Raw genomic sequence first — 14,100 nt, forward strand, 5'->3', positions numbered from 1 at the left:
CCATAAGACCCACCTATTTGGCAATAAGACCCTGTACGCAGCTCATCAAAATGAGCCGCGTAAAGTAATCTTTGTTAGTTAACGTGATGCTGCGTTAATTTTTTACTACAGACTTCGGATTTAAATTACCAATATGGCCACTTTCCGTTCCAACTGCAGGGTCAATAACGACATTTATCAAGGTTGGATGACCCGATGTTAAACCGGCCTTCAAGGCTTCCTGTATCTCTGCTGGCGTTGTTGCTTGATAGCCAATGCCACCAAAAGCCTCGATCATTTTGTCATAACGCGCTCCACCCATTAAAACTGTAGGGGAAGGGTCTTGGTCACCATGGAGATTTACGCCATCACCACGGTAAATCCCACCATTATTGAAAATCAAAATAGTGACAGGCAATTTGTAACGACAAATCGTTTCAATTTCCATACCACTAAAGCCGAATGCACTATCGCCTTCAATCGCTACAACAGGCTTACCGCTGGTTACAGCTGCACCAACTGCATAGCCCATTCCAACGCCCATTACGCCCCAGGTTCCACAATCTAAGCGTTTACGTGGTTGGTACATATCAATAATATTTCGTCCGTTATCAAGCGTGTTAGCACCTTCATTAACGACATAAACATCTTGGTGATCGACCAGCACATCGCGGATTGCGCGTAAGGCGTTAAAGTAATTCATAGGAGAAGTGTCAGTGTTTAACTTAGCTGCCATTTTCTCGACATTAATTTTCTTGTGCTCATCAATACTAGCGAGCCATTCCGTTGGAGATTTAACAGGGATTGATTTGAGCCCTGCCAATAAAGACTCGATACTTGAGTAAATATCACCAACAACAGGGGCGGTTATTGGGCGGTTACTATCAATTTCAGAAGGTTCAATATCTAACTGAATGAATTGAGTTTCTGGTGACCAGTGCTTACCTTTACCATGATCAAGCAACCAATTAAGGCGAGCTCCCATTAACACCACAACATCCGCACTGGATAAGGCATATGAACGAGCTGATGCCGCTGACTGGGGATGCGTATCTGGTAACAGCCCTTTTGCCATTGACATCGGTAAATAAGGGATGCCCGTCGTTTCAATAAATTGACGAATATTGTCATCCGCTTGAGCATAAGCGGCGCCTTTACCCAAAATAATTAATGGCCGCTTAGCTGAGGCGAGCAGCTTAAGGGCTTTATTCACTGAATCGGGTGATGGAATTTGTCTTGGCGCAGGGTCTTCTACTGTAAAAATGGTTTTATCCGCCGCGTCTTTATCCATCACGGCAGACAACACTTCCGTTGTTAAATCAAGATAAACTCCACCTGGACGGCCTGATACCGAAGCGCGGATTGCTCGCGCGAGTGCGATACCAAGGTCTTCGGGTTTATTCACACGGTAAGACGCTTTTACAAAGGGTTTTGCCGTGTTCATTTGGTCTAATTCTTCGTAATCACCCTGCTGCAAATCAATTATCGCTCTGTCGCTCGAACCACTGATTTGAATCATTGGAAAACCGTTGGTGGTTGCATTAGCCAGCGCCACCATACCATTTAAAAAACCTGGCGCCGAAACCGTTAAGCAGATACCCGGTTTTTGGGTGATAAAACCACTAATTGCAGCCGCATTACCCGCGGATTGTTCATGGCGAAATCCAATATAGCGAATACCTTCAGCTTGTGCATGCCTTGCCATGTCAGTCACTGGAATTCCAACAACACCGTAGATTGTATCAATGCCATTTTTTTTAAGTGCATCGACAATAATATGCATACCATCAGTCAGGTTTTGGGTTTGATCAGCAGACATGTCTACCTCATAATTAACTGATTAAAAGATTAAAAAGGAGTGATAAATCACTCCCAATTTTTAAAATTAGATCGCTTTGTTCGCGCGCATAGCTGCAATTTCATCTGCGCTATAGCCTAATTCAGTTAGGACTTGATCTGTGTGCTCACCCAACAATGGCGCACTTTTGATATCGGGTGTAAATGAGGAGAATTTCATCGGGCAACCTACCGTCAAGTAAGTCCCGCGTTTTGGCTGTTCAACTTCAACAATACTTCCGCTCTTACGCAGAGATTGGTCTCGTGCAATTTCACGCATACTGAGTACAGGGGCACAAGGTACACCGTATTTACTCAAATATTCGACCGCTTCATGTTTATCTTTATCTGCTAAGAATTTTTCAATTTCAGCAAAAATATCAAAGATATGAGGTTGACGAGCCTTTGGTGTATTGTAAGCAGGGTCAGTTGCCCATTCAGGCTTACCAATAGCGACACAGGTTTGCTCCCAGTCCTGTTCTTGGATAGTAAAATAAATATAAGCATTTGGGTCGGTTTCCCAGCCTTTACATTTTAAAATCCAACCTGGCTGGCCGCCGCCACCAGCATTACCACCACGAGGAACAGCATCACCAAACGTACCATTTGGATATTGCGGGTATTCTTCAAGGTAGCCAATTTTCTCTAATCGTTGCTGGTCACGAAGTTTGACTCGGCACAAGTTGAGTACAGCATCTTGCATCGACATAGTCACTCGCTGACCTTTGCCTGTTTTCTCGCGGTGTAATAGCGCTGCAAGTAAGCCTATGAGCAAGTGCATACCCGTATTGCTATCACCTAACGCTGCGGCACTCACTAATGGTGGGCCATCCCAAAAACCTGTCGTGGAGGCAGCACCACCTGCGGCTTGGGCAACGTTCTCGTAGGCTTTAACATCGGCATAAGGAGAGTCTTCATCAAAACCTTTGATGGAACCGAAAATCAAACGAGGATTTAATTCTTGAATGTGTTCCCAAGTGAAACCCATATGGTCAATTGCACCTGGATGAAAGTTCTCAACGAGGACGTCGGCTTGCTTAATCAGCCGCTCCATCACCTCTTTACCTTCTGGTGTTTTAGTATTTAATTCTACTGAGCGCTTATTACTATTAAGCATTGTGAAATACAGCGCATCCACATCAGGAATATCCCTTAATTGATTGCGCGTGACATCTCCAACTCCCGGACGTTCAATCTTAATAACATCCGCGCCGAACCACGCTAACATTTGAGTACAAGATGGCCCTGATTGTACACCGGTGAAATCCAGTACTTTAATACCTTGTAAAGGAAGATCCATGTGTTACCTCTTTATTTAGCTGTCGTAAAAGGAATGTAAGACGGTTCAATTATTTAGCTGCGTTAAAAAGATATTTATATATATGATGGTTTTTATATTTATTACTAACTACATGACTATTTTTATTAAATAATATCACCAATGTCCAGTAATTAATTCCATTAATATATGTAAACCATAACATTCTTAAAACAACTCAACGCCAGCATATTAATTCAACTTAAACTTGCAATTAGAAACAAAATATCGAATTAATCAATAACGCCCATTTAAGATAGCTATTTATTGATCTAATATCAATATTCAATAGCTATTCACAAAGAAATAACAATTATAAAAATAGTTTATTATCAATGAGTTGGCTGATTAGTATCTTTTTTTCACATAAAATAAAAACGAATAAATGTTTATTTGTTTATTCTTGGTTTAAAAATAATGTAAATTATACGCGAAATAAGAGCATCCATATTTGATGAGTGTTTTTATTAATCTTATTTTGATTAACTATAATGATAATAAATCGTAAACAGGTCATCTAATAAATATATCTAATTTTCTTTCTTTCAAATAAATTGAATGTTTATATTTTTTAGATATAAAAAACCCACAAATAACATTAGTCATTTGTGGGTTTGATAACAACAATAATAATAAAACTTAGTTTTTCTCTTGTTGCTGTTTTTGCTGTTTTTCTTTTTCCAAAAGCTGGCGGTACCACAATGGATGGTGCTTTCTAGCCCAACCACGAGTCACCCAACCTTCAACCATCGCACGCACTGAACCTTTCACCCAAATCGCGGCATAAGCGTGGACCACAATCATAATGATCAGCGCAATCGCAGAGAGCGAGTGAATAAGAATCGCTGCGCGATAAACAGGGATTGGGAAGTAATCTGCGAAATAAGGACGCCACATAATCACTCCCGTGACCACCAGCGCTAATAAGCAAATAGTCACCACCCAATACACCCCTTTTTGACCGAGGTTATATTGGCCGACATCACCAGCTTCTTCATTTTTCAGCACTTTACCGATATTTTTTGCCCACTTGATATCTTCTTTATTAATGAAGTTATGGTGGAAATAGCGGAAGAACATAAATACGAACAGCAAGAACATCGCCGTACCCACAAATGGATGCAAAATTCGCGACAGTTGTGGTGTGCCTAAAATGTTCATAAACCAGTTGAGGGATGGGAAAAAGAACCCTAACCCACTGATTGCGGTGAACAAAAAGCAAATCACAACCGCCCAGTGATTGATCCTTTCAATCGGTTTATGGCGGATGATTTTGTCGTTATCATCTGGCATCATTTCTGATCCTCCCCTTCTTTTGATTTCGAAGTGTCAGAGGACATTGCATTATGCAAATCTTCTAAAGCTTCTTCTTCATCTTTTTTGGAGACGCGGTTCGGACCAATACCCACATAGTGGAAGATGGCCGCCGCAAATGTTGCAGCAAAACCAACCGCTGCTAACGGCTTCCAGATACCTTTCCAGAAAGTGACTGTAGGGCTGATTGTCGGGTTTTCCGGCAATCCGTGATACAACTGCGGTTTATCTGCATGGTGTAAAACGTACATCACGTGCGTACCACCAACCCCCTCAGGGTCATATAAACCTGCGTTTGCATAACCACGAGTTTTCAGCTCTTCAACACGCTCACCTGCCATGTTAATCATGTCTTCTTTGCTACCAAAGTGTATAGCGCCGGTTGGACACGTTTTCACACACGCAGGCTCTTGGCCGACTTCAACACGGTCAACACACAGCGTACATTTGTAGGCACGGTTATCTTCTGGGTTAATACGCGGTACATCAAACGGGCAACCCGCAATACAGTAACCACAACCAATACAATGTTCCGATTGGAAATCAACGATACCGTTTTTGTACTGTACTATCGCGCCTTCCGAAGGGCACGCCTTCAGACAGCCTGGGTCAGCACAGTGCATACAGCCATCTTTACGGATCAGCCATTCAAATTTATCGTTCTCTTCCACTTCAGAAAAGCGCATTACCGTCCATGATTTAGCGGTTAAATCTGTTGGGTTATCATATACCCCAACGTTAGTCCCGATTTTGTCACGGATATCGTTCCATTCGGAACACGCGACCTGACAAGCTTTACAGCCGATACAGGTCGTCACATCGATAAGCTTTGCAACTTCTTCCTTATAGTCCCGCACCTGAGGCGCGGGAGTCAGGGAATTGGTGGCAGAGCGACGAATAATGTCCTGAGATTGCATTGACATAATTTATCTCCTTACACCTTTTCCACATTGACAAGGAACGATTTAAATTCCGGTGTCTGAGTATTCGCATCACCCACATACGGCGTTAACGTGTTAGCAATAAAGCCTTTCACAGCCAAGCCTTCAAAGCCCCAGTGAATAGGGATACCGATGGTATCGATATCTTTACCCGCCACCTTCAGCGTATGAATACGTTTAGTGACCACGGCTTTTGCTTTGATATAACCGCGTTTAGAGCTAACTTTCACCGTATCACCTTGTTTGATACCTTTTTCATTCGCCAGACGTTCACCAATTTCAATGAACTGTTGTGGCTGAATGATGGCATTTAACAAGGCATGCTTTGTCCAATAGTGGAAATGTTCAGTCAAGCGATAAGTCGTTCCCACATAAGGGAATTCTGTCGCTTTACCCATTTGCGCCCAGTCATCTTTAAACACACGAGCAGCAGGGTTCGAAACTACATTTGGATGCAGAGGGTTGGTATCCAGCGGCGTTTCGATAGGTTCGTAGTGCTCTGGGAATGGGCCTTCCGCCATTTTATCCAGTGCGAATAGACGTCCCATACCTTCTGGCTGCATGATAAACGGACCAACACCACTTCCTGGTGCGGCATTGCTATAGTCAGGAATATCCATCCCTGTCCATTTGCTGCCATCCCACTCAAGGATTTGGCGTTTTGGATCCCACGGTTTACCCATTGGGTCTGCTGATGCACGGTTATAAATCACACGGCGGTTCAGAGGCCACGCCCATGCCCAACCTAATGTGTTACCCAGACCTGTTGGGTCAGAGTTATCACGGTTAGCCATTTGATTGCCTTTTGGCGTCCAACTACCTGCAAATATCCAGCAGCCACTCGCAGTGGTACCGTCATCACGTAACTGGGCAAACGAGCTCAGCAGTTCGCCTTTTTTCACCAGAACGTTGCCATCAGCGTCTTTCAAGTCAACTAAAGCATAACCATTGTTTTCTTGAGCGACTTCTTCTGGCGTTGGATTATCTCGGTCGAAGTAATTCCAAGTCATACTTAGAACTTGTTCAGGTACCGCACCGCCTTCAGAGGCATACAGTTGACGTAGACGATGGAAAATACCAGACAGAATTTCACCATCACTGATCGCTTCACCTGGGGCATCCGCACCTTTCCAGTGCCACTGCAACCAACGTGCCGAGTTAACAATCGAACCATTTTCTTCAGCAAAACAGCAAGATGGCAGGCGGAATACCGTAGTTTGGATTTCTTCCGGATTCACATCATTCATTTCGCCGTGATTTTGCCAGAAATTCGACGTTTCCGTATTCAGTGGGTCAACGGTAATCAAAAATTTCAGTTTTGACAGCGACTTAACGACTTTGTTTTTATTCGGGAATGACGCTAATGGGTTAAAGCCTTGGCAGATATAGCCGTTAACTTCCCCTTTATCCATCATCTCAAAATAGCGCAATACATCGTAACCTTGATCCCATTTAGGTAATAAATCAAAGCCCCAATTATTTTCTTTCTGCGCTTTATCTCCGTAGAAAGTCTTCATCAAACTGACAAAGAATTTCGGGTAGTTACCCCAATAGTTAACTTGACCCTCAACCGTTGCTTTTGGCGTGTTTGCAGCTAAGTAACTTTCTAATGTGGTTTGTTTGTCTGATGGTAAGGTTAAATAACCCGGCAAGCTTTGCGACAGTAGACCTAAGTCAGTTAAACCTTGGATATTGGAGTGACCACGCAGTGCGTTTACACCACCGCCTAACATCCCCATATTACCCAGCAGTAATTGGATCATCGCCATGGTACGAATATTTTGCGCACCCACGGTATGTTGAGTCCAACCTAATGCATATAAGAACGATGCTGTTTTATCTTTAGCACTCGTTTCTGCAAGGTATTCACAGACTTGCAAGAAGTCTTTAATTGGCGTACCACAGATGTTATTCACCACTTCAGGTGTATAACGGCTGACGTGTTCTTTTAATAGATTTAACACACAACGTGGGTGTTTCAGAGTCGGATCGCGCAGCGCAAGGCCGTTTTCATCCATCTCATAGTTCCACGTGGTTTTGTCATATTGACGTTTTTCTTCGTCATAACCTGTAAACAGGCCGTCATCAAAACCATAATCTTCACGAATAACTAAACTGGCGTTGGTATACGCTTCCACGTATTCACGCTGAATTTTTTCATTATCCAGTAAGTATTTGATAACACCTGATAAGAACGCGATATCTGTACCCGAACGGATAGGCGTGTAAAAATCCGCCACTGCCGCAGTACGGGTAAAGCGTGGGTCAATAACAATAAGTTTGGCTTTATTATGGATTTTAGCTTCCATCGCCCAGCGGAAACCGACTGGATGCGCTTCTGCCGCATTACCACCCATAACGACAACTAGGTTTGCATTTTTAATGTCAACCCAGTGGTTGGTCATCGCACCGCGACCAAATGTTGGAGCAAGACTTGCTACCGTTGGTCCGTGTCAGACACGCGCTTGGTTATCAACGGCAAGCATGCCGAGAGCGCGGGTGAATTTTTGCGTTACAAATCCGCTTTCGTTACTCCCCGCCGATGCGCATAGCATACCGGTGGTCAGCCAACGATTTACCGTGACACCATCTTTATTTTTCTCAATAAAGTTCGCATCGCGGTCTTCTTTCATTAACTTAGCGATACGGTCAAACGCTTCGTTCCACGTGATACGTTTCCACTCATTAGTACCCGGCTCACGCACTTCAGGATACTTCAAGCGGCTTTCACTGTGGATGAAATCGATAAGTCCAGCACCTTTCGGACAAAGTGCACCACGGTTTACCGGATGATCCGGGTCCCCTTCAATATGGAAAATGCTCTCTTTTGCATTTTTCGCGCCATCACCGAGGCTGTACATTAACAGCCCACAGCCGACAGAACAGTAGGTACAGGTATTTCTGGTCTCTTTCGCACGCAGTAATTTATACTGGCGCGTTGACGCTAACGCGGTGGCGGGTGCAAAACCCAAGGCCGCTGCCGTCGTACCTGCCATACCGCCAGCGCAGATCTTAAAGAACTGCCTTCTGCTGACTTGCATGGGGATCTCCTCATTTACATTGCTCATGTTTACCTAACGCCAATTGCGATAATCAGGTAAACTGTTTTTATTCAACGTCTTCCTTACGTCCCAGGTTCATTGCCCGGCAAATGGTGTAAATTCTTTTTACCCATAATTAATATTATGTATCATTAATGCTAGGAATTCATCTAATGTATGAAACAAATACTACAAATGACTCCAAATTAACCAAAATGATTGGCTTAAATCACACAACTGTGCAACAAAAAGGCAACCTGAATTTACCCGTAAATGACTATGTAGCAGAAGAATCTCCTGTCGCTTTAGTCTTCAATGGCATATCCCATGTGGTAATGATGGCAACGCCAAAAGATCTTGAGGATTTTGCAGTCGGTTTCGCACTTTCTGAAGGGATAATACAGTCAGGTGATGAAATTCGTGGAATTGATATCGTGGAAGGTTGCAACCGCGGAATTGAAGTACAGGTTGAATTATCTAGCCGTCGGTTTATGGAACTCAAAGAACGTCGCCGTAATTTAGCAGGGCGTACGGGCTGTGGTATTTGTGGTACTGAACAACTCGATGAAATTTTCAAACCGATCGCCCCCTTACCTTTCACCCAAACCTTCTCTCTCTCGCACCTCGATAATGCATTACATGAATTGAAAAAAGTGCAAGAAATTGGCGCACTGACAGGCTGTACCCATGCAGCCGCATGGATTTCACCAGAAGGGCAATTAGTCGGTGGATGTGAAGATGTCGGCCGTCATGTGGCACTTGATAAACTGTTAGGCATGAAACATCGTAACCAATGGCAACACGGCGCAGTACTGGTTTCCAGCCGTGCCAGTTACGAGATGGTACAAAAAGCCGCCAGTTGCGGTGCAGAAATTCTATTTGCTGTTTCCGCCGCTACCGCGCTCGCTATCGAGGTAGCAGAGAAAGCCAACTTGACGCTAGTCGGCTTTTGTCGTCAAGGTAAAGCGACGGTGTTTACCCATCCGAGTCGGGTAAGGGATTAACTTTCCAACTGAAGATAATCATTTTAGATTAAGAGAAGTCAGAATAGCTTAATAGCGAATTAAGGCAGGAAAAATGAAGGGGACTACCGATAAAACAAACCTACACGGTATGACGTGTAGGTTTTAGATGATACCGTATTACTTCCCAATACAAAAACTTGAAAAAATACGGCCTAATAAATCATCAGAGGTAAATTCACCGGTAATTTCGCTGAGTTCTAACTGAGCTAAACGTAATTCTTCCGCTAATAACTCACCGGAGCGAGCATTCACTAACTGGTCATAGCCCTGTTCTAAGTGAACAGCGGCTGCATTCAGTGCTTGTAAATGGCGACTACGAGCAAGGAAACCACCTTCTGTATTGCTATTAAAGCCTATGGTTTCTTTCAGGTGATCGCGCAGCAAATCGATGCCTTTTTCCTCGCGTGCAGATAAACGAATTAACGGATAACGCGTATCATTGATGAATTCCACCGGTTCGCCTGTCATATCTGCTTTATTACGAATTACGGTGACCGGAAGTTCATCAGGTAAGCGCGCCATAAATTCAGGCCAAATCTCTTGTGGCTCCGTGGCATTGGTTGTGGTGCTATCAACCATAAACAGCACATGGTCCGCTTGTTCAATCTCTTTCCATGCACGCTCAATACCAATTCGCTCAACTTCATCACTGGCTTCGCGTAGGCCTGCGGTATCAATGATATGCAATGGCATACCATCAATATGAATATGTTCACGTAATACATCACGCGTCGTTCCCGCGATATCCGTGACAATCGCAGCCTCACGTCCCGCCAATGCATTTAGCAAGCTCGATTTTCCTGCATTTGGGCGCCCTGCAATTACCACTTTCATTCCTTCACGCAATAAACTACCTTGGCGCGCTTGGGAGCGAACTTGTTCTAAATCTGCCACGACTTCGTTGAGTTTAGCTTCAATTTTCCCGTCAGACAGGAAGTCAATTTCTTCATCTGGGAAATCGATAGCTGCTTCCACATAGATGCGCAAGTGAGTGAGTGCTTCCACCAATTGGTGAATATGAGAAGAAAATGCGCCCTGTAAAGAATTCATCGCTGAACGCGCTGCTTGTTCAGAACTCGCATCAATCAAATCGGCGATTGCTTCCGCTTGGGCTAAATCGAGCTTATCGTTTAAAAATGCCCGCTCAGAAAACTCACCCGGATTGGCAATACGAATACCATCAATCGTCAATATTCTTCTGAGTAATAAATCAAGAATGACTGGGCCACCGTGTCCTTGTAATTCAAGCACATCTTCACCCGTAAATGAATTTGGGCCAGGAAAATAAAGAGCGATGCCTTGGTCAAGAACAGAGCCATCCTCATCACGAAATGGCAAGTAATCCGCATAACGTGGTTTAGGGAGTTTTCCCAACACAATTTCAGCAATCTGCGCCGCTTTCGGGCCAGATACACGTAAAATACCGACACCACCACGACCGGGAGGTGTTGCCTGTGCGACGATAGTATCGTTGATTTGCATGATGTTTCTCTGTTTTGACTTAAAAACTATTTTTGAAAAGAATAAAGGCGACCGTGTTTGGTCGCCTTCAAACAGCTGCCAAACATAATATATTTGGCAGCTGTTTTGTTGGTTTTGAAAGTAAATCAGGAAAATCAATTTATTGATTTTCGACTGATAACACAACGCGGGAAAAACCACGCTTTTATCCCGCGTTGCTAAAAACCTTAAGGCGACCGTGTTTGGTCGCCTTAATACTACTATAGAATCCCGCTTTGTGAAGCCATTCTCAGTTTACTGAGAAGCGAGATTATTTTTTCTCTTTTTTATCGCGACTATGTAGACCACGTTTTTCCAGACCACGGTAAATCACTTGTTGCTGGATGATGGTGACTAAGTTACTCACGATATAATACAGAACCAGACCTGATGGGAACCACAGGAAGAAGATAGTGAACACGACTGGCATGTACGTCATAATCTTCTGCTGCATTGGGTCAGTCACAGCGGTTGGTGACATTTTCTGAATCACAAACATCGTCACACCCATCAACACTGGTAGAATGTAGTACGGGTCTTGTGCAGACAAGTCTTGTATCCAACCAAAGAACGGTGCGTGACGCAGTTCAACAGAACCCATCAACATGTAGTAAAGTGCAAGGAAGATAGGCATTTGAATCAGCAGAGGTAAACAACCACCCAGTGGGTTTACTTTTTCTGCTTTATACATCGCCATCATTTCTTGGCTCATACGTTGTTTATCATCACCAATACGCTCACGCATTGCAGCCAGTTTAGGTTGCAGTAAACGCATTTTCGCCATCGAGGTGTACTGTGCTTTAGTCAGCGGGTACATAATACCACGAACGATAAAGGTGATAACGATGATGGCAATACCCCAGTTACCCACAAAACCGTGAATGAATTTCAGCAGTTTAAACAGTGGCTGAGAGATAAACCATAACCAACCATAATCAACGGTTAAGTCTAAATGTGGTGCAACTGCAGCCATTTCAGACTGAATTTCAGGACCAACCCATAACGTTGATGAATAAGTACCAGCGCCATTAGCTGCGATAGTCATTGGTTCACTCTTATAGCCAATGATGGCAGACTTTTTATCAAGGTCAATGGTGTAGAAAGTACTCTTTTCAGCACTTGCTGGGATCCACGCCGTTGCAAAATACTGTTGCAACATGGCTACCCAGCCACCTTTGGTGGTTAAGTCGAGGTTTTTATCTTCGATGTCACCAAAGCTATATTTTTTATAGTTGTTTTCATCAGAAGAATACGCCGCACCACGATAGGTATGCAGAGCAAAATTGCTGCTGCCAGTGTCACGCTCTTTAGGTAACTCGATAGTTTGTTTTAACTGACCGAAGAAAGCGAGACTCAGTGGTTGAGCGGTTGGGTTTTGAATACTGTATTCAACTTCAACAGTATATTGGCCACGTTTAACAATGTACGTTTTCTGATACACAACACCGTTGTTATCAGTAAATGTCATTGGTACGCGCAAGACGTCTTGGCCTTTCTCTAATGTGAAAGTTGTAGAATCTGCGCTATACAGCGGACGTTCGCCATTATTATTTGCTGGGTTGTCTGGACCATGAAGACCAATCAAACCACTCTGTGCCTGGTAGACAAAGCCTGGATTAGTTTCCAGTAAACGGAAAGGGCTTTCCGAATGAAGGGTCGCAGGATAGGCTAACAGGTCAGCCTCATCGATATCACCACCACGAGTATTGATGCGAATATCCAGTACATCAGTTTTGACTGTGATGAGCTTACCTTGCCCACTGCCAGTTACGGCTTGAGCATCACTGCTTGGCATATCCGCTTGTTGCGAAGTTTGAACAGTTTTAACGTCCTGAGCAACTTTATCGCTCTCCCAGGCCTGCCAAACTAAGAACGACACGAACAACAAAGCGATGAGTAGAAGATTGCGTTGCGAATCCATCGTTATAATTCTCTATTATCATCAGTTTTTCTAGGTGGGACAGGATCATCTCCACCAGCGTGTAAAGGGTGGCATTTTAATACGCGTTTCGCCGTTAACCAACTCCCTTTTAGCATACCAAACCTGCGCAATGCCTCAATTCCGTAATTTGAACAAGTAGGATTGAAGCGACAACGAGGCCCTAACAACGGGCTAATTGCCAGTTGGTAGCCTCTGATCAGCATGATCAGGATTTTTGAGCCAAGCGACGGTGACGACGCCATAACTTATCCAATGCTTCCGTGATCTGTTGATTGTCGAGATTAGCGACCCCTTTCCTTACCAATACCACAAAGTCCATTGAAGGCAACTCATGTTGATGCAGACGAAAATATTCACGCGCTAACCGTTTAATACGATTTCGCTCATGAGCTCGTTTAACATTTTTTTTGGCGATGGTAAGACCGATGCGGGGATGCCCCAGCTCGTTTAGGCGACCAAGGATTGTTATCTCTGGGGAACTCGCCCTCTGCGGCTGCTTAAAGACATTATCGAAATGCCTGGGAGTTAACAAACGTAACTCCCGGGTAAAAGCGAGCGTAACCACTTGAATAGAGGGCTAGCTTTATTACTTAGATGAAACGGTCAGACGAGCGCGGCCTTTAGCACGACGGCGAGCCAGAACCTGACGACCATTTTTAGTGGCCATACGAGCACGGAAACCGTGTGAACGGTTGCGCTTCAGTACGGACGGTTGAAAAGTGCGTTTCATAACGATTTCTACCTAACTTTTAAATTTATTACTGATTCAGTAAACGCGTTGGCAACCAGTGGAAACTGATTTACACCTGTGCCTCTATCGCAACAATATAGAAAGAGGCAGGATTGTAATAAAACATAGGGGGTCACGTCAATGAAATGACGCAATCAAACCACTTTTATTTATAGCCTGGCTGACCGGTTTGCCGACATATGTTGTGACAGCCGACGAATGATTACATTCGCATACTGGCTGAAAACCTGTTTTTGCCCCGCTCCACCTAACATTAACGTTAAAATAAAGCGATATAGCCCAACAAGTTTACCTCAGTTTCGTGTAAAAATCACATCTGTACTGTACACAGGGAGGAAGATTATACGGACTCCGACCCAAAGCGCAAGGATCTTCAAGAGATCTAAAAATATTTTTTGATCATACAGAATATTTACTGTAAATCGTCTAAAGTTATCCCCAGCATGTGGAAAA

General features: G+C 43.8%; 11 protein-coding genes. 1 reads left to right on the top strand and 10 read right to left on the bottom strand.

Annotated elements, in window-relative coordinates:
* Positions 1–94: 94 nt before the first annotated feature.
* From oxc to fdnG, 5 genes are all read right to left on the bottom strand, one after another.
* Positions 95–1,798 (bottom strand): oxalyl-CoA decarboxylase, encoded by a 1,704-nt coding sequence (gene oxc / locus PSF28_RS15390; RefSeq protein ID WP_123382695.1) that lies wholly within the window; start codon positions 1,796–1,798, stop codon positions 95–97.
* A gap of 66 nt (positions 1,799–1,864) precedes the next feature.
* Positions 1,865–3,115, bottom strand: a complete 1,251-nt coding sequence (gene frc / locus PSF28_RS15395; RefSeq protein WP_004264573.1) for a formyl-CoA transferase — start codon at positions 3,113–3,115, stop codon at positions 1,865–1,867.
* A gap of 657 nt (positions 3,116–3,772) precedes the next feature.
* A complete protein-coding gene (gene fdoI / locus PSF28_RS15400; RefSeq protein ID WP_094961977.1) occupies positions 3,773–4,429 on the bottom strand; it encodes a formate dehydrogenase cytochrome b556 subunit in 657 nt (218 codons plus the stop codon).
* Positions 4,426–5,370 (bottom strand): formate dehydrogenase subunit beta, encoded by a 945-nt coding sequence (gene fdxH, locus PSF28_RS15405; RefSeq protein WP_004906826.1) that lies wholly within the window; start codon positions 5,368–5,370, stop codon positions 4,426–4,428. Before fdxH ends, fdoI begins: the two co-directional genes overlap by 4 nt.
* An 11-nt stretch (positions 5,371–5,381) precedes the next feature.
* Positions 5,382–8,429: a formate dehydrogenase-N subunit alpha gene (gene fdnG, locus PSF28_RS15410; protein WP_210839154.1), complete on the bottom strand. Its 3,048-nt coding sequence runs from the start codon at positions 8,427–8,429 to the stop codon at positions 5,382–5,384.
* Between the two features lie 173 nt (positions 8,430–8,602).
* Here fdnG and fdhD point away from each other — a divergent pair, with 173 nt between their 5' ends.
* Complete coding sequence (fdhD, locus tag PSF28_RS15415) at positions 8,603–9,433, top strand: formate dehydrogenase accessory sulfurtransferase FdhD (protein ID WP_210839152.1); 831 nt, start codon at positions 8,603–8,605, stop codon at positions 9,431–9,433.
* Positions 9,434–9,571: 138 nt separating this feature from the next.
* On the opposite strand, the gene mnmE is transcribed toward fdhD, so the two are convergent.
* The 5 genes from mnmE to rpmH form a co-directional block, all read right to left on the bottom strand.
* A complete protein-coding gene (gene mnmE, locus PSF28_RS15420) occupies positions 9,572–10,936 on the bottom strand; it encodes a tRNA uridine-5-carboxymethylaminomethyl(34) synthesis GTPase MnmE (RefSeq protein ID WP_210839150.1) in 1,365 nt (454 codons plus the stop codon).
* A gap of 289 nt (positions 10,937–11,225) precedes the next feature.
* Entirely contained in the window at positions 11,226–12,875 is a 1,650-nt protein-coding gene (gene yidC, locus PSF28_RS15425) for a membrane protein insertase YidC (RefSeq protein ID WP_004906225.1), read from the bottom strand.
* Positions 12,876–12,877: 2 nt separating this feature from the next.
* The gene (gene yidD / locus PSF28_RS15430; RefSeq protein ID WP_036959180.1) at positions 12,878–13,138 is read right to left on the bottom strand and encodes a membrane protein insertion efficiency factor YidD; all 261 of its coding nucleotides are present in this window, start codon (positions 13,136–13,138) and stop codon (positions 12,878–12,880) included.
* Complete coding sequence (gene rnpA / locus PSF28_RS15435; protein WP_004906229.1) at positions 13,102–13,461, bottom strand: ribonuclease P protein component; 360 nt, start codon at positions 13,459–13,461, stop codon at positions 13,102–13,104. Before rnpA ends, yidD begins: the two co-directional genes overlap by 37 nt.
* 21 nt (positions 13,462–13,482) lie before the next feature.
* Positions 13,483–13,626 (bottom strand): 50S ribosomal protein L34, encoded by a 144-nt coding sequence (gene rpmH, locus PSF28_RS15440; RefSeq protein WP_004906236.1) that lies wholly within the window; start codon positions 13,624–13,626, stop codon positions 13,483–13,485.
* Positions 13,627–14,100 lie beyond the last annotated feature (474 nt).

It is taken from the genome of Providencia sp. PROV130 (assembly GCF_028482225.1).
Lineage (GTDB): Bacteria > Pseudomonadota > Gammaproteobacteria > Enterobacterales > Enterobacteriaceae > Providencia > Providencia rettgeri.